Annotated in this window: 12 protein-coding genes; 1 reads left to right on the top strand and 11 read right to left on the bottom strand. The window is 72.8% G+C overall.

The window, feature by feature from the left end; translation table 11 throughout:
• Window positions 1-70 precede the first annotated feature (70 nt).
• The 10 genes from AB0395_RS37935 to AB0395_RS37890 form a co-directional block, all read right to left on the bottom strand.
• Window positions 71-2,107, bottom strand: a complete 2,037-nt coding sequence (locus AB0395_RS37935; RefSeq protein WP_366289708.1) for a hypothetical protein — start codon at window positions 2,105-2,107, stop codon at window positions 71-73.
• A complete protein-coding gene (locus AB0395_RS37930; RefSeq protein WP_366289705.1) occupies window positions 2,104-6,081 on the bottom strand; it encodes a DUF5682 family protein in 3,978 nt (1,325 codons plus the stop codon). Before AB0395_RS37930 ends, AB0395_RS37935 begins: the two co-directional genes overlap by 4 nt.
• 53 nt (window positions 6,082-6,134) lie before the next feature.
• Window positions 6,135-7,325: an AAA family ATPase gene (locus tag AB0395_RS37925; RefSeq protein ID WP_366289702.1), complete on the bottom strand. Its 1,191-nt coding sequence runs from the start codon at window positions 7,323-7,325 to the stop codon at window positions 6,135-6,137.
• A gap of 188 nt (window positions 7,326-7,513) precedes the next feature.
• The gene (locus AB0395_RS37920; RefSeq protein ID WP_366289699.1) at window positions 7,514-12,577 is read right to left on the bottom strand and encodes a DNA-binding protein; all 5,064 of its coding nucleotides are present in this window, start codon (window positions 12,575-12,577) and stop codon (window positions 7,514-7,516) included.
• A complete protein-coding gene (locus tag AB0395_RS37915; protein WP_366289696.1) occupies window positions 12,574-13,440 on the bottom strand; it encodes a DUF4132 domain-containing protein in 867 nt (288 codons plus the stop codon). Before AB0395_RS37915 ends, AB0395_RS37920 begins: the two co-directional genes overlap by 4 nt.
• Window positions 13,441-14,405: 965 nt before the next feature.
• Window positions 14,406-14,804: an SRPBCC family protein gene (locus AB0395_RS37910; RefSeq protein ID WP_366289693.1), complete on the bottom strand. Its 399-nt coding sequence runs from the start codon at window positions 14,802-14,804 to the stop codon at window positions 14,406-14,408.
• Between the two features lie 139 nt (window positions 14,805-14,943).
• Complete coding sequence (locus tag AB0395_RS37905) at window positions 14,944-15,741, bottom strand: ABC transporter ATP-binding protein (RefSeq protein ID WP_366289691.1); 798 nt, start codon at window positions 15,739-15,741, stop codon at window positions 14,944-14,946.
• Window positions 15,738-16,736 (bottom strand): iron ABC transporter permease, encoded by a 999-nt coding sequence (locus AB0395_RS37900; protein ID WP_366289688.1) that lies wholly within the window; start codon window positions 16,734-16,736, stop codon window positions 15,738-15,740. The genes AB0395_RS37905 and AB0395_RS37900 overlap by 4 nt, the downstream gene beginning before the upstream one ends.
• Window positions 16,736-17,761 (bottom strand): ABC transporter substrate-binding protein, encoded by a 1,026-nt coding sequence (locus tag AB0395_RS37895; protein ID WP_366289685.1) that lies wholly within the window; start codon window positions 17,759-17,761, stop codon window positions 16,736-16,738. Before AB0395_RS37895 ends, AB0395_RS37900 begins: the two co-directional genes overlap by 1 nt.
• Window positions 17,762-17,858: 97 nt before the next feature.
• Window positions 17,859-18,416 (bottom strand): MFS transporter, encoded by a 558-nt coding sequence (locus AB0395_RS37890; protein WP_366289682.1) that lies wholly within the window; start codon window positions 18,414-18,416, stop codon window positions 17,859-17,861.
• A gap of 155 nt (window positions 18,417-18,571) precedes the next feature.
• Here AB0395_RS37890 and AB0395_RS37885 point away from each other — a divergent pair, with 155 nt between their 5' ends.
• Window positions 18,572-19,315 carry a hypothetical protein gene (locus AB0395_RS37885; protein ID WP_366289679.1) on the top strand — a complete coding sequence of 248 codons (744 nt, stop codon included), beginning with the start codon at window positions 18,572-18,574 and terminating at the stop codon, window positions 19,313-19,315.
• A 171-nt stretch (window positions 19,316-19,486) separates the two neighbouring features.
• Here AB0395_RS37885 and AB0395_RS37880 read toward each other — a convergent pair.
• Window positions 19,487-20,227: amidase family protein (locus AB0395_RS37880; protein WP_366289676.1), on the bottom strand; the 741-nt coding region annotated here is incomplete at its 5' end.

The following is a 20,227-nucleotide window of genomic DNA, read 5'->3' as shown; positions in this document are numbered from 1 at the left end:
TGCGGGAGCGCCTCCCCGTGATCTTGGCCCGTCGTCGTCACCGGCATGCCGCCTTCGACGGGAGCGGATCTCACAAGGAGTGGCTCCCGTGCCAGGAGGCCCTGACCAGTTCCCGTTCCGTGGCCGTGAGATGGACGGCGGCGGCGAGCCACGCCCAGGCGTAACGGTCGCCTCCGCTGTCCACCAGACGGCCGAACACGTCACGGGCGTGCCGGTCGGCCTCGGCGGCGAGCACGACGACCAGTTCGGCGGCGGTCCCGAACCCCGCCTGGCGGAGCGGTGCCCGCTGGGCGAGGGAGTCACCGCCCCTGGCGGCCTCCGCGACGGCCCGCCTGCCGCCGGAGACGGCCAGCTCGACCAGACGGCGCACCCGCCAGAGCGGCGAGCCGGTCACCGGGTCGGTGCCGGACACCTCTCCCGCGACGCCCCGTCCCGTGCCCTCTCCGACGCCTCCTCCGTCGTCCTGCCTGCCCTGGCTCGGGGGGGAGGCGTCGCGAGGCGGGAGATGGGAACCTCGCAGGCGGTCGTATCCGAGGTCGGCGCGGTCCAGCCACTCCGGGGGCAGGCGAAGCGTCGGCTCCGCGCCGGGGACCGGTCCGACCGCCAGCGGGCGCATGGTGGCCGCCCTGTCGGGGTCGAGCCGCCCGAGCACCCGCACCCGCAGCCCGGGACGGGACGCGAGCTGCCGCAGGTTGGCGACGTGGGCCAGGTCGGGGTGGGAACTGGCGGGCACGAGCCGGATCAGCGGCCCTCGCGGAGCGACCGCGCCGCCACTCTGTGCCTCGCCCACCTCCGAACTCGCGGGCGGTAGCTCACGGGCGAGCAACCGGTCTCCCTCCGCTCCAACGATCACCAGATCGCATCCGACCGGCCGGTTCGTCTCCTCCTCCGCCTGCGGATCGCTCCAGGTGCTCCCGGACAGCCTCGTGTCGGCGGCCTGGGCGAGGGTGCCGGCGAACAGCGCGGCCAGCGGGCCCTGCGACCAGGGCAGGCCGGCGACGGGGGTGGCCCGCACGCCCCGGCCTGCTCCGAGACGTCCCTCGGGGGAGACCGTCACGCCGGAGATCAGCAGTCCGCCACGGGCCAGCTGGGCATGGTTCAGAGCGGCGGCGCCGAGCGCGACCGTGGCCGTGCCCGCGCCTTTGGCACGGGCGGGTCCTCCCGGCTTGACGTCGGCGACGGAGAACCAGCGCCCGTCCTCCGTGACGAGGTGCGTGACCACTCCGCCGTAGCCGGTCGCGCTGATCACCGGTTCCCGGCAGACCCCGTGGACGCGCAAACCCTCGCCCTGCCGGTACGCGCGGCGCGCGGTCCCCACCAGGGCCGGGTCGGGGTCGGCCGCCGCGAGCCTGCCCGCGGTCAGCAGGAGGTCGCGAAGCGCGGAGGCCAGGTCCGCGAGGCGGTGGCCGTCATGGCGCGCACGGGCGGCCCGCAGGTCACGGACGACCCGTAAGGCGGCGGCCTCCGCCCTGGGCAGGCCGGCGAGGCGAACGGTGTGCGCCGCGCGGAGCAGCTCGGCCTGGAGCACCGCGCCCGCCCCGGGCACCCCGGCGACGAGCACGGCCGCGGCGGCGCCCCACAACTCCGCTGCGGCGGCCACCTGCCCGGCGGTGGGCCCCTTCCCCGCGGTCACGTCCGCGGATGCCTGCCCGTCCTGGGCCGTGTCCGTGTCCGTGCCCGTGCCCGTGTCATCGTCCCGGATCGTGCTCGCGTCACCGGCGGCGGCACTGGCGACGCCGACACTGACGCCAGCGGCACCGTCGACGTCAGTGTCGGCGTCGACGCCGGTATCGACGGCACCACCGGTGTCCGCGACCGGGCAGGCGGTGAGAACCGCCGCGCGATGCAGGCAGCGCGGCGCCAGCAGACAGCTGCACACCGCCGCATCGGAGTCGGCGACCGTACCCGACCGCCCAGGGGTGAGGGTGACCATCGCGTCTTCGCCCCAGTTGACGGAGACGGTCCGCCCGTCGGCGACGACGGGCAGGGTGGCGCAGCGTTCGATCGCCGCGTCCAGCTTCTTGCGCAGCCGGGGCGTGAGGTCCTCAACCGCCGCGGCGGTCACATGCGGCTCCACCGGCGGCAACTGCGTGGCGGGGGGATTCACCGGGCTTCTCCTCGAAGGCGGTCGCCCACCCAGCGGGCGAGGGCGAGGGGGCTGAGCGCGGCGACGGGCATGCCTGCCGCCACGAGCTGCTGGGCGACGGGCACCGAGTAGCGTGGCGCCCCCGTGTCGTCCAGGGCGGCGCAGCCCAGTAGGTGGACGCCGGAGGAGACGAGGGAACGGACCTCACCGAGCAGCCCCCCGATCGGGTAGCCCTCCTCGAAGTCGCTGACCACGACGACGAGCGTACGGCTGGGCACGGCGACCAGGGACCGCGCGTGGGCGAGCCCGGCGGCGATGTGGGTGCCGCCGCCGACCTGGACCTCGAGCAGCAGGGAAAGCGGGTCGACGACTCGGTCGGTCAGGTCGATCACCTGGGTGGAGAAGGCGAGGAAGTGGGTCGAGAGCGTCGGCACGCCCCCGAGGACGGCCGCGGTCAGCGCGGACCAGATCACCGAGGCCTCCATCGAACCGGACACGTCGACCACGAAGATCAGCCGCCAGTCGGCCTCCTTGCGGACCGAGGTCTCGAAGAGCGGTCGCTCGGGGACGACGAGAAACCTTCCGTCGCCGGTCCTGCGCGTGTGCGCCAGGTTGGCCCTCAGGGTGGCGGGCAGGTTGAGCCTGCCGCCACGGCGGCGGGTCGGGCGCGGCGTCGCCAGCCCGGTCAGCGCGGGACGCAGCCGGGTCGCGAGTTCGCGAGCCAGTTCGGCGACCAGGCGCCGCACCAGGGGCCGCAGCCGGGAGAGCTGCTGCTCCGGCAGCCCGCCCGCCAGCGACAGGACCGAGGCCAGCAGCTCGACCGACGGACGCACCGCCTCCGGGTCGAGTACGGCCAGCACATCGGTCCGCCCCTCGCCCGCCGCCCTGGCCAGCACCTCCTCGCGCACCTCCGCCCCGAACAGGGCGTCGAGCTCGACGGCCCACTCGCGGGCACTGGGGAAGGAGGCTCCCTGGCCGCCGCCGTCGCCGCTTCCCTGTCCCGGCGCGAGGTCGGTCGCCCCCTCTCCCCGTCCCGTTCCGTACAACTCGTCCAGGGCGTACGCGTAACGACGGACATCGGCGGGCAGCCGTTCGGTCTCCCTGCCGAGCAGCAGACGCCACCGGTCGGCGGGGGTGAGCCGCCGCGCGGGGGTCCTCTCCTGCTTCACCTCCCGCTGCGCGCTCCGGCGGATCGGAACGAGCTCCTCCAGAGGGTCGAGGTTTTCCACCGGCCCGGATGAAACAGACGGCTCGGATGTCCCGGGCGCCTGGCCCGGCCCGGGCAGGGGGTGAAGAAGTTCCAAGACGGGAACGCCCAGGGCCTCCAGGGTGGCCAGCCCCGCGGCGTCCGCCGCGGCCCACAGGGCCAGCAGCTCCGGCGGCGCGCTCAGCGCCAGGTCGAGCCGGTCGCCGAGACGGTCGATCACGACCCGGAGCAACCGGTCTCGGCCCGCGGGGGTGAGTGTGTCGAAGCCACCGCGTAGCGCGGGCAACCGGTCCAGGAAATCCCGGTCGGTGAGGCCGTCGACGCGGTCGAGCATCGGCTCGAACGCCGCCGTGGCCGACTGCAGGAGCGGGCCCACCGCGGTGAGCAGACCGGCGAGCAGGCGAGACAGGCGGTGGCGCCCATCGGGGCCGGTCGCGGTGTCGATCCATCCGGCGGCGCGGGCGCCGAGGGTGTGCGGTTCGTCCAGGTCGAGTAGGACTCGCGCCGCGAGCGCGGCTCCCTGCATGAGCGGGGAACCCGTGCGCGCGAGAACACCGAGCATGTCGTCCATGCGCAGGCCCAGGCGGTGTTCACCCGCCCGGGTGACGAGCGCGACCAGGGCCGCGGCGTCCTCGTGCCGGTCGCTGCCGACCAGGCCGGGCAGCGCGCGGACGGCCGCGTCCAGCAAGGTCGTGGCCAACTCGGCCGCCTGGTCCCTGCTTTCCCGCGTGGTGCCGGGAAGGTGCTTTCTCCGCAGCGCCTCCAGCAGGTCGAGCGCCCGCAGCAGGTCGGGGAGTCCCGCGGTCGCGGGAAGCACGGTAGCGGCGTCCGCGAGACGGTCGGCGACGAGGTCGGGCAGATCGCAAACGGCCGCGGCGCGCAGGCTCGCGAGGATCAGCTCACAGGTCGGGCCGCCCTCCGCGGACTCGCGGCGGAAGGTCTCGCGCAGAGTCCCGGCCGCCGCCAGCGCGGCGGTGACACCGCGAATGCCCGCCAGGTCGAGGAGAGCCGCGACGGAAGGAGTCCACGAGAGCCGCCAGCGGGTGGTGAGCGCGGACGCGTCCCCCGTTCCGGTGACCTCGATCTGCTTGCCGTACCCGACGCCGCACACCAGCAGACGTTGCAGCAGGATCTCGCGGCGGCTGTCCAGATCTGAGCGAAGCGGGTCGAGACGGATCTCCCGGGAGTCGGGATTGTCCGGGCAGGGCAACCGCAACGCCGCCAGCTCGGCTTCCACCGCGGGGCCGAGCCCGGAACGAGGCGTGCCGGGCGCGGTCCTGCCGCGATCGGCGCCGACGAGAACCGCTTCGAGGGCACGGGCGAGTGCCCTGCCCCGTCCCAGCGGCTCGCCCTGGCCGAGCACGCTGGTCACCGCCTCAAGCAACTCGCCCCGGCCCGGTGCGGGCAGCCCTCGCAGGCGAGCCAGATCGCAGGCGAGCCGCAGCGTCTCCACAGCCTCCCCGGTACCCGCGGTGTGCCCGGCCTCGCGCATGTTCCTGCACACACTAGTGATCGCGCGGGCCGCGGCGTCCCTGACCTCGCCGGGATCGCCCGCGGCCATGAAAACCGCCTGCTGCCAGCGCGGATCCCGGATGCCCGCCGGATATCCCGAGCGGGAGTCGAGCAGGTCGAAGGCGTACGGGACGAGCGACGTGGCGGACGGGACGGAGGCCGTGGGAGCGGGTGCGGGAGGAGAAACGGGGGCGGCGGCCGGAGAGACGGAAGCGGGCGGCTGTCCGGCGGACGCGCCGACGTCGTGCTCCGGCGCGCGGACCGGTCCGGGAGCGGAGGACCGCGCGAGAACGGGAGTCTCCTCGGCGGACGCACCGGTGCCCGGCGCGGGCGCGAGGACCAGCGCGGGAGCGTGAAACGCTCCGACCACCGCGGCGACCCGGAGGCCACGGGCCACGGCTCCGGCGAGCACCTCGCGCATGTGCGCTTCACGGGCCAGGTCCCCTGAGGGCACGCCGCCCGAGGCCTCCGCGTCCTGACGCAGTGCCCAGCCAACCCCGAGCGCGGCCCTGCGCACCGCCTCGGGCGGGCATCCGGGAGCGAGCACCTCGACGGCGCGATCCCACATGTCGTCCCCGTCCCTGCCGGTACAGGAGGCGGTGAGCCCGTCGGCGAAGGCGCTCCCCGCTGGGGTCTCCGCACCGGCCCGCCGGTCCGCCTGACCATCACCCCCGTGAGGCTGTCCCCCCTGGCCGGGATCCCCAGGAAACCGCTCCGTACGAGCCTCCTCGCTCCGAGGCCGGCTTGCGGGAACCGGTTCGGGCTGAGCCGGGTTCGCGCGGGAACGGCCTGCCGGCGACGGCTCCGGCCTGGGCGAAGAGATCCGGGCCGCCCCTCCCTCCGACATGGCCGGGGCCGAAAGCGGCAGGTCGCAGCAGAGCACCTCGGCCCCGCGTTCCCTGGCCCAGCGGATGGCGGCCAGCTCCGGTGAGAAGTCCGCGAAAGGGTAGAACCCGAGTCTGCCGTCCTCCCCGGTCCCGGCGAGGGCCACCGGCGCGACGGTGGCCGGATCCGCCAGGTGAACGAGCCACGGTTGGAAGTCGGCGGGCAGTTCCACGCAGACCACCTCCGCTCCGGCGGCGTCCAGCAGCGCCGGAACGGCCACCGCCAGCGCGGGGCTGTGGTGACGCACCCCCAGGAGGTACGGCGAGGCGGAGGCGGCCAGGGCGTCGACCGCGTTCCGCGGGTCGCCGACGTCCGCACTCCGGACATCCGCGTCCCGGGCAACCGCCCTCCGCCCCCCCGCCTCCCCGGGCGCCGCGTCCTGAGCGGCCACGTGCCGCCTGTCCCCCGCCCGGCCAGTGCTTTTCCCCGCTTCCCCGCCGCCGGTCAACGCAGGTTCTCCCGCAGGTCCCAGAGACGGCGCCACATCGCGGAGCCGTCCTCGGCGCGGCGCCGCACCGGGCCGTCCCAATAGCCGAGCAGCCGCGAGTGGTCGGCCGGATCGTCCTTGTGGACCACGCCAAGCAGGTGCCCCGGCATCAGGTCAAGGACGTCCCCGGCAGGCAGGTAGGCCACGGCCACCCCGAGGGACGCCGCGACCTGCACCGCCTCGGCCGTCGACATCACCGTTCCCGGCCGCTCCACGTCCCAGCCCTCGGCCGAACGGCCGGAGCGCAGATCGCGGAAGACGGTGACCAGCGCGTCCAGCACCGCGTCGTCCACGCCGAAGGCGGCACCGGCCCGCTGCACCACGGCCGTGGCCTGGCTGCGCACCAGTGCGGTCTCGGCCGCGTGGTCGGCGATGGGATGGACGGTCTCGAAATTGAACCGGCGCTTGAGCGCCGCCGACATCTCGGAGACACCTCTGTCTCGCAGGTTGGCCGTGGCGATCACGGTGAAACCGGGGGCGGCGGCCACCAGTGCGTCCTCGGCACCCGCGAGCTCGGGCACGCTGACGCGCCGGTCGGACAGGATGGACACCAGGGCGTCCTGCACCTCGGGTAGGCAACGGGTGATCTCCTCGACCCTGGCGACGCGCCCCGTGCGCATGGCGGTCAGCACCGGGGAGTCGACCAGCGCCTGGGAACTCGGTCCCTGCGCGAGCAGAAGGGCGTAGTTCCAGCCGTAGCGGAAGGCGTCCTCCGTGGTCCCGGCGGTGCCCTGCACGGTGAGCGCGCTCGTGCCGCAGACCGCGGCGGCGAGCAGCTCGGAAAGCATCGACTTGGCGGTACCGGGCTCGCCGACCAGCAACAGGCCGCGCTCACCGGCGAGAGTGACCACGCAGCGCTCGACCAGGGCGCGCTCACCGACGAACTTGGGGGCCACCACGAGCTTGGCCGGTGGCTCGAGACCGTCGGCGCCGGGCGTACGCCGGTCCTTGGGCAGCTCCAGGGGTTCGTCACCGCTGCCGCAGACGAAGGTGACCACCGCCCGCGGGGTCAGCGCCCAGCCCGGCGGCCGGGGACCGTCGTCGTGAGCTGCGAGAAAGGCGAGCTCGGCGGCGTGCCGTTCCTCGGCGGGCTGCACCTGCCTGTTGGAAGGGACCCCGGGGGGCGCCACCTGTCGCGTCGTGGTCATGGAGGGAAGTCCTTCATGTCTCGGGCCGCCCGGCCCCGCCGCGAGACGGGTCCGGGCGTGCCGGCTGGATCGTGCCGGTGAGTCATGCCTGCCGGTGGCCGGAGAAACCACCAGAGGCGGGGAACGGAGAGAACCCGCAGGAGCGGGAGCGCACCTGAGGAGACAGAACGAGCGGTGAACCGGCAGCCTCAGCGGCGCCTGCCACGCCGTATTCGAAGCTCCTCGAAACGGGGGATGTCGCCGTCACGGACACGTCGCCACGCTCTGGCGTAGAGGGCGGCGGCGGGTTCGGCGGGCACGATCACCCCCAGCTGCGCGGTCTCCCCGCTGATCAGGTCGTACAGCGGGGCCTTCCACTGCTCGAACGGAAGGCGCGGCGTCTTGAGGTCGACCCAGCCTCCCGGCAGGAACAGCGACCGTCCCGCCCTGGCGCGGCTGGCCTCGACCACCAGGTCCGTGACGGCCAGCTCGGCGCGGGCCGCCTTAAGCCGGGCGGGCTTCCAGGAGGTCCATCGAGCGACGTTCTTGTCGGTGGGATCCGGCATCGCCAGCAGGGCCAGGTAGAGCGCGGCGGCGTCGCGGCCGAGGCCGTACTCCTCCGCCGCCTGGGAGACCAGCTCGGGCACGGACCGGGTGGGATCCTGCGGCCACCAGGTGCCGTCGGCCGCCCGCTCCCCCGCGACGGGGTCACCGGGGTCGGCGAGGAGCGCCTCGAAACGCGGGTCGCGGGCGGCGCGCAGCGCCAGCTCGACCGGGAAGGGCGCCCCCGCGTCCCCGGCGAGGGCCCGCAGGGCGGGCAGGTAGGGGTCGTCCCCCGAGGCGTCCAGCAGGGCCATCCGAATGCCCGGTGCAGGCTGGTTGTCATGGGTGGCCATGATCACGGCGCCGTAGCGCTCCCATCCGTCCGCAACCTCGCTGGGCGTTCCCGCGACCTTTCTGAAACCGGGGAGGTTGACGTAACGGCCCAGGCTGAGCATCAGGTCGGGGTTGGCCAGCCGGTTCCTGACCGCGGCCAGCGCCGCGGGCAAAACGGCTCTGACCGGGTCTCCCACGGGCAGCCTGTGGGCGAGCCAGGCGGTCACGGCGATGGCGCTGACCAGCGTGGACTCCGTGAACCCCGCGGCACCTTCCTCGACCGGGGAGACGCGGTCGCGATGGACCCTCCAGTGCAGGTCGCCGCTCAGCTCCGGTGCGGAGGCCGGGTCGAGCAGGGCCGGAAGCACCCGGCTCGGCTCCCACGCCGTCCGCACCGCGCGGGACGCCTCGGAGACGATCCACTCGGGAACGGCGGCCCGCCTGCCCACCCTGGTGTTCCACACCTCGGCCGCGGCGGCGATGTCCGGGCCGTCCGCCCACAGTGCGGCCGGGTTCGCGGGCAGCAACGCCGCGACGACCTGCCTCCTGACCTCGGCGCCCATCTCGCGCAGCTCGTCTCTGGCGACGACGGCGTCCGCCGCCTTCAGTCCGAGCACGGCCCGTGAGGCGGCCGGCAGGAAGGCGCGGTCGTGGCTGTCCACGTACGGCAGGCCCGCAACGACCAGCCGGGCCGTCGTCAGGGTCACCCCGGTGAGCCGCGCGAACTCCTCCGCCGCCTCGGGGCGCCAGGGCGCGGGGCCGCGTGCCGACCACAGCGCAAGGAACTCCTTGAGCCAGCCGCTCCCGCGGTCCTCACCGACCGGGCCTGAGCCGTGCACGGTGTAGGGGGGCGGGACTTCGAAGCGACCAGCCGGATCGTGGAAGAGCGCAGTGAAACGGCATCCGCCGTTCTCGATGGAGCTGTCCTGGAAGGCGATGAAAGCGCCGCCCGGCAGCGGGAGCACTCCGCACCAGGTGCCTTCCCGCCTGCTTCCCGTCGCGTCGACGAGCCAGCTCTCCTCGAGGTACAGCGAGAAGCGGCGCCATGAGGCGGGCTCGGCGGCCGAGTCGAGCCCGAGCGCGTCGATCTCGTTGAGCAGTGCGCGCAGCGCCTCCGTGTGCTCGGGATCGAACGCCGCGGACGCGGCGCGGTAGGCGACCGCGGCGCACCGGTCGAGCAGGGGCTCCCATCTGAGGGAGGTGTCCGGCAACCTCGGCCCGTCGAAGTGGAGGCGAAGCGCCGTATCGGAGGCCGCGCGCCTCACGGCGACCGCCCCGGAGACCGCGGTGTCCGACGCGGTCCGCAGCGCCTGGCCGATCGTCCTCAGCTGCCAGAACGCGTCGTGGCAGCCCGAGCCGTACCACCAGGGGCCCGAGACACCGAGGCCGCTGAAGGCGCGGGCGAGCAACTGGTCCGAGGGGCCGGAGAGCGGCTGCTCCTCCATGGTTCCCGCCAGGGCGTGGGCGAGCCTGGCCGCCACGGCGTCCAGGGTGATCTGCTGGGCGGCGGCGAAGCGCGCCACTCCGGCGATCCCGGCGATCAGGGCCTCGTTCCTGACCTGCGGCAGCAGTGTCCGGATCTGTGACTGCAGCTCGTCCTGCGCGGATCGTGCGTGCCCCGCCCCCTGCGCGGGGTGCGCGTGCTGCGCCGCGGCGGACGGATGGGTGAGCTGTCCGGGCTGCGCCGACCGCACGGACCGCTCGCCCTCGACGCAGACGGCGGCCTTCAGCAGGGCGACCGCCGTCTCGTCGTCGATCCGGCGCAGCGCCAGGGAGCCTTCCGGGTCTCGGGGACGCAGGCAGCGCCAGTATCGCAGCGGCGGGAGCATCGCGGTGCCCGCGGCGAACATCCCGGGCGCCCGCCCCGCGGTGACGGTCGCGACGACGACTCCTTCGGGGTCGATCAGCTTGATCCGGGAGTACTCCTCGACGAGGGCGCGCGGCCGGTCGTCTCCCGGGAAGGTGACGGCGCCCGCGGGCGTGCCGGGCCCGTCCTGGCCGCCTGGCAGGGTGACGGCGCGTCCCGCAAGGTCCTCACCGCGCCACGACCCGTCGGGCAGCCGGATGACTCGCCAGCCGAGCAGGCCGTCCACCGGGACGGCCGCCGGGGTCGCCTCGCCGGAGGGAAGAGGCAGCAGCCAGCCGCCCTGGAAGGTGCTTCCGGCCGGCGCGGAGCGCAGGGCATCCGCGAGGAAGCCCGGCGTGCTCGGCCTGCCGTACGCCCCACCGGCCGGGTCGTACTCGCGCCAGCCTTCACCCTGCTGGTCCCACACCCAGAACGAGGAACCGTCGCCGATCAGGTTGGCCCTGGCGGGCACGACGGTGTCCCCCTGGTGGACGACACCCGCCCCCGTGGTCCGCCCGCCGCCGGGCAGCGGCAGGGTCACCGTGTCGTTGCGCAGCGCCCACGTGCTGGCCAGCGCCTGCAGCGACCGGAACGACCCCGCAGAGGAGTGCCAGTAGCCGCGGAGCTGGTCACCCGTGCCGTAGGCGTTCCAGTAGACGAGCAGCTCGCCGTCGACGTAGTGGAAGCCGGGATCCCCGTAGACCTCGCTCGGCGGCCTGCGCAGGTCGTGGACGAGCACGGTGCCCTCGAGACCGATGACCCTGGCCTGGGCCGGGCCGGAGACGACCAGGTGCGGCCAGGCGTCGGCGATCTCGATCTCGTCGAGGTCCTTCGGCCTGACGAGCGCGGCGACCGCCTCCTCCCAGGCGGGCCAGCCCAGCTCGTCGACGAGGCCGCCGCGCAGTGTCCTGGCGAGTTCGGAGGCGAGGTCAGCCCGCGCGACCGCGGTGACCTCCTCCTCGGCGAGAACCAGGGCCTCCGCGGGCAGCCAGGTGAGCCGTCTGAGGGCGTCGGGCAGCTGCGGCAGACCCGCGGTGAACGAGCGCCTGGCGACCGTCCTCATCCACTCGGCCAGCATCGGCCTGCCGCCAGGAGAGGCCGCGAGGCGGCGTACGGCCAGCCTGCCGTCCTCGTCGTCGTCGAACCGGTCGGCGGCACGGTCGAAGGCCGCGGCGAACCGCGGGTCGGCGGCCAGGGCGAGCAGGTCGCGCTGCCCCTCCCCCCGCGCCCACGGCTCCAGCAGCAGCCGCGTGTCGTCGTCGGGCTCCGCGACCGGCACCCGCAACGTCAGCAGCAGATCGAGGAGGTCGACATCGGGCTTGATCGTCAGGTTTCCGCCTGTCTCGGCCAGCTCGGCGCGCAGCCTCCCCGCCACCCGCTCCACCAGGGTGTACAGGCCGGGGAGCCGCGGCTCCGCCTGCCAGCCAGGGCTCCAGAGCCGCTGGAAACGCCCGAGCCAGCCCGCCACGCCGTCGGCGGGGCGCTCCCGCTCGGAGACCTCTCCATCGCCCAGGCCCGCGGTCGCCCCCGACTCCTCAAGGAGGTCGAGCCAGAAGGCGGGCATCTGGCTCTCGCCCTTGCGGGGCATGAGGTTCAGCAGCGTCCCGCGCACGGCCGGGTCCCGCAGTCCCAGGGCGACCAGGGCGGGGCGGTGCGCCTTCCACCAGCCGAGCGGCGCTCCGACAGTCGCGGGCAGGCCGAGCAGCTCGGCTAAGTACTCCTGCTCCTCCGCGTCGGTGTCCCTGCCCGCGGCCTTGGCCAGCCGCCGCAGGTCACCGGCCATCTGCGCCGAGGGGGCCAGGCCTCCCGCGGTACGGCGCACGCACAGTCCGCGGAACCTGCGCAGCGCCTCGTCGGCGGGCACCCTGGCGGCCAGTTCCCTGGCGTATCCGGACAGCGCCTTCACCGGCAGCGCCCCGGCGAGCGCGAACTCCAGGAACACCGCGTCGAGGCGTTCCTCGTCGACGCGCAGGCCGTGCTCGGCCTCGGCCCTGCGTGCCTGGGTGAACATCTGCGCCGCGTAGGTGGGGTTGTCCGCCGCGAGGAACATCCGGCCCGCCTGCTCGAAGAACGTCGGCAGGAAGTGCGGCACCGACCCGGCGAGCTGCGCGGCCAGGCGCAGGTAGGCGTCCAGGGCGGCCTTCGGCTTGGACTTGGCCTGCCGGGCCGTACGCTCCAGCTCGGGCACGATGGACAGCGCGTGGTGGCCGTCCCGAGGGTGGTGCACCAGGACCCACTCGGGAAAGCCGAGTGAGCGTCTCATGCCCAGCCCGACCATGACCGGCTCGTCCGCGGGCTCGAGGCCCAGGAAACCGGCCGCCGCGTCCTCGGCCGCCCCGAGCTCCTCCGCGACCAGGCGGACGACTACCCGCCCCTCAAGCCCCGGGTGCCGGTAGGCACGCGCGGTGAGCGGCACAGCCCGCTCGTCCCCGGCCTCGATGCCCGGCGGAAAGACCGCCCCGGCCTCAAGCAGCTCCCGCATCCCGGCCTCCGTCCCCTGCGGGGGCCGTGGCTCCGCCCCGGTGCCCGCTGACAGTGTGGCGCCGCTCATGCGTCCCCTCCTTCCTCGACCGCTCGCCCCGCGTAAAGGGCCGCCGCCATCCGCATCCCCTCGGACCAGGCCACGGGACCGACCTCGCGCAAGGGCAGCCGTCTGCCCTCCCGGTCGTGCCAGGTCAGGCTGCCCGTCTCGGTTTCCCCGTCCCAGTAGGGCTCACCGATCCACACCGACGCCTCGGCCGCGTGTCCCGTGTCGCGCACCGCGCAGGTGACGTAGCCTCCGGAAACCCGGTAGCCCAGAGATGTCGCCCTGGCAGCGAGGCCGAACCGGGAGGCGAACCTCCCTCCGGCGAACTCCGTCATCTCCGTGCTCTTCTCCGCGAGATCGACCGGCCGCGTCCAGGTGGCGCGGTGGATCTGCTCGACACGCTGAACGACCCCCAGCTCCGCGGCGAACTCGCGCAGGTCCTCCAGGTCGGGCAGCAGAACCGGATGCGGCAGGGTGACGGTCACCGGGGACAACCGGACGGTCTCGCCGTCGAGGTTCACCACCCGCAGCTCGCCCGAGGCGGTGACGTCGCGCAGGAATCCCGCCTCCTCCGGATCGTCGCCGACCACCACGAGGTCGCGGAGCACCGACTGCCATGCCTCATCAGGCCAGACCCTGGCCACCAGGCCTGTGGGGACGGGCAGGGAGGACACCATCCAGGTGTCCACCTGTGCCAGGCAGGCGGCCGCGTGCCGGTCGAGCCACTCGGCGAAGCGGCGCAGCCGTTCCGCCTCCGGGTGTTCCCGCACCTGTTTCGGCAGTGACTTCAACTGCCGTCCAGCCGCTCGGCCCGTGGTGGCCCTCGCCACCACCCTGCCCTCCACAAGGGCGACGTCGTACCCCTCGCCCGCCGACAGCCAACCCAACGGTCCCCACCTCTCGACACACACGGATCGTCAACGCGCACAGGGGTTGCGCACCTGTGACGGTGATGCGCGGAACGCTAACGCCCCGCACCGACAATCGCGTACTCGACGGCCTGGCCAGGGCCTCCGCGCATCGGCCACACGCCCTCCGGCTTTCACGGGGAAGGTCATCGGGCCTGTGCCCCCACGTGTCCGTCACGTGGGAGAAGCGCCTCCCGCCCGTCCGTCAGGCGGGTCCCCGGTGACCGGCGTCCCGGCGTTCGGTCACCGGATCCGGCACGCCCGGCACACGAAAGCCGCGGGGCCGTTCGGACGAATCCGTCCCGTCACGGGACGGCGGCGCCGTCACAGCCGGTCACTGAGCCCGCGGGTCGGTCTGAGGCGGTGTCCGCCGCCCGGTCGCCCGGCCAGGCGGCCCGGTCTCCGTCATGGCTGGAACCTCGGATGTTCCGAACGTCAAGCCGCCGGATTCGCCCTGGTCACCGGACTCCCCCATGTGCCCCGTCTCCCTGATTCCATCCCTGTAAGTCCGCCCAACACCCAAAATAACCATTTATCGAGACTTAGTAAATAAAGGATATTTCTGTCATACATAATTTGTTTCATCTTCTTCCCCAAAGCGACACGAAGCCCTACCTGCCGACAGACGTCATCCCCAGGCCACAGCGAGGATCCGGCCACCTCTCCGCGACCTCAACCCCTTGAGAGGTTTTCACAGAGTGCCCACCACCAGCCAAAAAGCATATTGAATTATCAGAACGACAAATCACCCGCCTCCCGGTGGACACCATCCGAACTTTCCAGGAGCGACGGGCGGCAAGAGCGCGGCCCAAAGCCCGAAACCGGCACGCGTGGCGACACGACAGCGCGGACCCACCGGGCAAAAACCGGAAACTCCCACCCGCCGGGCACCGATGCGGCCCGCGGTCCGCCCTCCGCCGAACCGCGCCGTTCCGCAGCGGCGTTCAGGTGGTCTGCCTCACCTGTTCCGCGAGCCGTTCCAGGCTCTCGTCGAGCGCGCGGGCGATGTCCTCGTCGGAGGGCGGGCGCTCCTCCTCGAAGAACGACAGGTGCACGGTCACCTCGCTCTCCTCGGGGGAGATGCCCGCCACCTGCAACCAGCCCGCGTACCGGTCGTCGTCGCGGGTGCCCCACTCCATCCGGAGCTGATCCCGCTCCGCCTGGAACAGGGCACGGGCGTCGCGTCCCGTTTCGTCCTCGTGCACCGTCACCGCGGGCGGATCGTCCGGCCGTACGTGCAGGTCCTGGGGAAGCCAGCGATCGATCCGGTCCAGGTCGCTCGCCCGGTCGAAGACCAGGTCCGGAGCCGCCGGAATCCTGCGGGAACGCTCGTGCTCACTCATCGGGTCCACCTTTCTCACGGTCGACACCACAACCCGTGTCCGAAATGTCGAGTTCTAATCACACCGAACAAGCGCGGCCTCGACCCGCGCACGCGACGGCCGCGCCCAGGGCGTCCGTCGCGTGCGTGGCCTGGCGGGACTACGGCCGCGGGGCGACCGGCCCGCCGTCCGCCAGGGGGCCGGCGGCGTAGGTGATCCGGATGATCCCGTCGGGGTCGCGCGCCGCCCGGGCGCGCACCCCGAACACGCGGCTCAGTACCTTCGGCGTCAGGGCGTCGAGGACCGGTCCCGCCGCGGCCACCCGCCCGCCGTGCAGGACCACGAGCGAGTCGCAGACCCGTGCGGCCAGGTCCAGCTCGTGCATGACGGCGAGCGTGGTCGTGCCGAGGTCCCTGACGAGGTCGAGCAGCTCGAACCTGGCGCGGATGTCGAGATGGTTGGTCGGCTCGTCGAGGATGAGCAGCCGCGGCTCCTGTGCGAGGGCGCGGGCGAGCTGAACGCGCTGGCGCTCACCACCCGACAACGACCCGAAGCGGCGCCCGTCCAGGGCGAGGACCCCGGCGCGTTTCATCGCCTCCCGCACCACCGCCCGGTCACCCGGGCCGTTCCGGTCGAACAGCCCGTGGTGCGGGGTCCTGCCGAGCTCGACCACCTCGGCCACGGTCATGGTCGGCGGGGTGGCGTCGTCCTGGAGCACGGCCGCGATCCGGCGGGCCGCCGTGCGCGACGGCCAGGCCCACACGTCGTGCCCATCGAGGCGCACGTCCCCCGACTCGGGGCGCAGCGAGCGGTAGACCGTGCGCAGGAGGGTGGACTTGCCGCTGCCGTTCGGGCCGACCAGCCCGACGACCTGGCCCGATTCCGCGGCGAGGGAGACCTCGTGCAGGATCGGAGTCCCGCCGAGTCTGACGCAGACACCGTCGACCCGCAGCCTCATGCCTCCTCCCTGCGGAGCAGCCAGGCGAAGAATGGGGCGCCGAACACCGCGGTGAAGATGCCGAGGGGCAACTCGGCCGGACGGTCGACGGTTCTCGACAGCAGGTCTACCAGCACCATGTAGATCGCCCCCACCAGTGTCACCAGCGGCAGCAGCCTGCGGTGGTCGGCGCCGAAGGCCAGCCGTACCAGGTGGGGGACCATCAGCCCGACGAACCCGATGCCGCCCGCGACGGCCACGACCGCACCGGTGAGCAGGGAGGAGACGGCCAGCAGCCCGACGCGCGCGCGGCGGACGTCCAGCCCGAGGGCCGTCGCCGACTCCTCCCCGGTGACCAGGGCGTTGAGCCGCCTGCCGTACAGCATCAGGCCGAGGGCGCAGGCCACGACGACGACCGCGACCGTGGGGAGCTGCTCCCATCGCGCGCCCGCCACGCTGCCAAGCATCCAGAACATCACCTTCCTCAGCTCGTCCGCGTCAGCCTTGAGCTGCAGATAACTGGTGACGGCGAGCAGCACGTAGCCGACCGCGACCCCGGAGAGCACCAGCCGTGTCGGAGTGAGACGGCCCCGCCGCTGCCCGAGGGCGAACACGATCAGCGCGGCGGCCATCGCCCCGGCGAACGCGGCCGAGGAGACACCAAGGCCGCCCGCGACGGCCGAGCCCATCGTCATGACGAGCACCGCGCCGACGGAGGCCCCCGAGGAGATCCCGAGGACGTACGGGTCGGCGAGCGGGTTGGCCACCAGGGCCTGCAGTACGGCTCCCGCGATGGACAGGCCGGCCCCCGCGAGCGCGGCGAGCAGCACCCGGGGAATCCGGTAGTCCAATATGATCTTGGTGTTGACCGGGTCGGCCGCGTGACCGGTCACGATGTCCCAGGTCTCGCCGAGCGGCACGTCGACCGATCCGACGCCGACGGCGACCAGCATGCTCAGCAGCAGCGCGACGGCAAGGACCGCCAGGCAGGGCACGAGGGGGAGACGGCGCGGCATCAGAACCTCTCCGGGTGGAGCATCCTGGCGATCCTCTCCACGGCGACGGCGTTGTCCGGGCCGAGGTAGGCGGAGTCGGACAGCACGACGTAGCGTCCGTCCCTGGCCGCCCGCCACTGCGGGAACCGGGCCAAGAGCTTCCTCGCCTCCGCGTCCGGGTCGGGGTTGCGCCAATTTATGATCACCACTGCGTCGACGGCGGTCTTCGCCACCTGCTCCTTGCTGAGGTTGGCGAAGATGCCGTCGGTCACGCCGCCGAACGCGTTGGCGCCACCGGCCTTCTCGAAGATGTCGTTCCAGATCCCGTTGGCGCCGATCGAGCTGAACTCGGCGGTGCCCATCTCCATGCCGGGGATGATGTACATCACCTTCGGCCTGGACCCGCCCCTGACCTTGGCCTCGATCTCGGCGATCCGCCGTCTCGACCGCTCGACCAGTTCCTCCGCGCGGTCGGCGACGCCGTAGATCCTGCCGAAGTCGCGGAGCATGTCGTAGCTGTCCTCGATCGTCTGAGTGCCCCTGACGGTGCCGGGACCGCCGCAGGTCGAGTCGGGAAGCCAGGTGTTGGCGCCGATCTCGAGCAGTTCCGGCCTGGTGGCGTAGCCGTTCTGGGCGTCGAAGTCGTAGCCGGTCGTGCCGATGACCAGGTCGGGGCGGAGTGAGAGCACGCTCTCGCGGGAGATGTCCCAGCCCCCTTTCAGGATCTTCGCCTTCGGGAGCCCGTCGATCGCGGCGGCCCTGCCCGGCACGTCCGAGGTGCCGTAGGACTGTGCGTTCGCGGCGATCCGGCTTTCCAGGCCGAGCGCGACCAGCGCGGAGACCTCACCGACCGCGCCGCCGCTCATGAGGACCGTACGGCCGGGCGGCCCGGTGAAGGTGTAGGCCTGGTCGCAGTTGGTGATCGTGACCGGATAGCCGGGAGCGGCAGCCCGGGTGGCCGAGACCGGCCTCGGCGATTGCCCGCCGCACGCGGCCGCAGAAAAGCACAGTACGGCGAGCGCGGTCAGGGCATGCGTGAAACGCATGGGGGAAAAGTCCTTTCAGGACACGCCAAACAGGCGCTTTCTCGCGGAAGAGGAAATTCAGCCGAACCCAGCGGAGGTCACTGGAGTTCGGTGGAGTTCAGCGACAGAAAGCACCCGCGGGCGGACCACGCCTGCGGACCACGGACCCGAGCAGGACCGTCCCGGGGCGGGGCACCTCGGGAAAGACGGGAACCGGCCCGCGCCCGTCCTCCGGCTCGGGCAGCAGCCACGCGAAGATCAGCCGGATGACACGGGCACCCGCCAGCAGAAGCAGCGCCCACATGCCTGCCTCTCCCCTGGCGAGCCAGACTGCGGTGAGGATCACCGCCACACCGTGCAGGATCGTCATACCGAAACCGGGCACCGCACAGTGCAGATGCCCGATGACGCTGTCCCCGGAAGGCGTGGCGTCCACGAGGGCGAAGACCACGTGCATTCCGGCCTGCACCCCCGCAAGCAGCGGAAGGATCACCCGCAGACCGCGCTCACGCCCGGTCAGCGGCAGCGCGGCGAGCAGCGACAGCCCCTGTGCCCACGCGGCCGTCTCCGGGCTGACCGTACCCCCGGCGAACAGGTGGGCGAGCACCCCCAGCCCGGCGCACACCGTGGCGAAAACCACGGCGCGGGCGAGGCGCAGAAGGGGAGCGGCCACCATGATCAAGACATTACCGCACGGAACACCCGCCCTCCCGGGCGGCGGAGGCCGGAGGGCTCCTCTCCCACGGTGCCGATGCCGGTGCCGTACTGGCCCCTTGCGACAACGCGATGGGAGTGTCAGGGCGCGCCAGAAACAGCACCGGGAGAAGCACCATGAGTGAGAACACGCACGGCACGGCAGACCGGAAGCAGGCCCGCATGGCCGCCGTACAGGCGGCGCTGGGCAGGACGCAGATGACCACCGCGAAGCTGTGGAACCCGTGGACACATGTCGTGGAGGACGGCGTCGACATCAAGGAACTGCAGGCTCCGGCCAGGAGAGGCGAGGTTCCCGACATCATCCTGGACGGCCAGAAGTTCTCCGACCTCAAGGCCGTGCACCTGGGCCCCCTGGGCGAAGCCGCCGGGCTCGGCGGGCCGGTGACCGAGGCCACGTTCGACCGGGCCCGGACGGAGCTCAAGAAGAGGTACGTCGCCGCGGGCCGGGCCAAGTACAAGACGCTCGCCAGCGCGAACTGCACGTTGTTCGCCTGCTGCGTCATCGGGATGTTCGCCGACCAGCCCGAACTGCTCGGTCCCGGCGTCAAGGTCGAGCTGGTCAACATCCTCGACAAGACCGGCGGCCAGGGGCACGCCTACGTGCTGGTCGGACGCGCTTCGGGAGACGTGGCGCAGGTCGGCCGATACGGCACCTCGTGCTTCTTCGTCGACCAGTGGTACGCCCGCCAGCAGGGGTCCAGGCCGGGCACCGACGGGGTCAAGGACGCCACCTCGATCCACGGGGACGGCAAGAGCCCCTTCTGGGACCTCGACTACATCGGCTTCATCACCGACGAGACCGTCCCCGCGATCAGGCTCACCTTCACCAGCGACGAGCTGGCCGCGCTCGGGACCTGACAGCGGCGCCCGGCATGCCCTGACCGATCGAGCCTCCGGCTCGCGGGCACGGGCGCTCCGGACAACGACCCTTCGCCGATCAGCCGATCATCGGGAAACACTCACGCGGTTCCCTCGCACCGCCCCGCCGGTGTCGGCGGGGCGGCGTGGCCGTTCGGGCGGAAAGCCTCGTCAGGGCAGCGTCCGCAGGTAGGTCGGCGGCTTGCGCACCTGACCGGCCTGCTCGAACGCGTACCCCAGGGCGATCAGGGTCGGTTCGGACAAACGGCCGCCGAAGAAGGTGACGCCCAGCGGCAGGACGTTCCTCGCGTATCCGCCGGGGACCGTGATCGCGGGGTAGCCGGAGACGGCCGAGGGCGTGGAGGTGGCGACGAAGTCGGTGAAGTCGTCGCCCTTGGTCAGGCTGGTCAGCCAGGCTCCGTTGTTGGTCGGCGCGAGCACCGCGTCGAGCCGGTTCTCCGACACCACGGAGTCGATCGCCGTACGGGCGAGTGAGGTCACCTTCTCCCTGAGCGCGCGGTACTCGGGGTCGTTCAGGTCGCCGGTGGTCGCCTGCGCCTGTTCGAACAACTCCTGCCCGAAGTAACGGAGCTCGGTCGAGGCGTGCCGCTTGTTGAACTCGATCAGCCCGGCCAGGTCGCCCGGGTGCCGTCCGGGGGTCTGGGCCAGGTAGACGTTCAGGTCGTGCTTGAACTCGGTCAGCAGGGCCGGGTACTCCGCCTCGCCGACCTGGTCCAGCCCCTCCAGTTCGAGGTTGTCGACCACGGTCGCGCCCTTCGCCCTGAGGGTGGCGACGGTGGCGTCCAGGGTGGCGAGCACCTCCTGGTTGTTGCCCGCGGCCGAGCGCCAGACGCCGATGCGCTTGCCGGCCAGCGCGTCCGGCCTCAGCGCCTTGAGGTAGTCACGCTCGCC

This window comes from Streptosporangium sp. NPDC051023 (assembly GCF_040689595.1).
In the GTDB taxonomy this organism is placed as follows: Bacteria; Actinomycetota; Actinomycetes; order Streptosporangiales; family Streptosporangiaceae; genus Streptosporangium.
The sequence above is the reverse complement of the archived record's forward strand: the minus strand, read 5'-3'. Positions and strand labels throughout refer to the sequence as shown.

Bases quoted from the DNA above. Each gene is read 5' to 3' on its own strand.
- AB0395_RS37890 (WP_366289682.1), bottom strand. From the start codon at position 18,416: ATGGTGGCCGCTCCCCTTCTGCGCCTCGCCCGCGCCGTGGTTTTCGCC.
- AB0395_RS37905 (WP_366289691.1), bottom strand. From the start codon at position 15,741: ATGAGGCTGCGGGTCGACGGTGTCTGCGTCAGACTCGGCGGGACTCCG.
- AB0395_RS37900 (WP_366289688.1), bottom strand. From the start codon at position 16,736: ATGCCGCGCCGTCTCCCCCTCGTGCCCTGCCTGGCGGTCCTTGCCGTC.
- AB0395_RS37885 (WP_366289679.1), top strand. From the start codon at position 18,572: ATGAGTGAGAACACGCACGGCACGGCAGACCGGAAGCAGGCCCGCATG.
- AB0395_RS37910 (WP_366289693.1), bottom strand. From the start codon at position 14,804: ATGAGTGAGCACGAGCGTTCCCGCAGGATTCCGGCGGCTCCGGACCTG.
- AB0395_RS37925 (WP_366289702.1), bottom strand. From the start codon at position 7,325: ATGACCACGACGCGACAGGTGGCGCCCCCCGGGGTCCCTTCCAACAGG.
- AB0395_RS37895 (WP_366289685.1), bottom strand. From the start codon at position 17,761: ATGCGTTTCACGCATGCCCTGACCGCGCTCGCCGTACTGTGCTTTTCT.
- AB0395_RS37920 (WP_366289699.1), bottom strand. From the start codon at position 12,577: ATGAGCGGCGCCACACTGTCAGCGGGCACCGGGGCGGAGCCACGGCCC.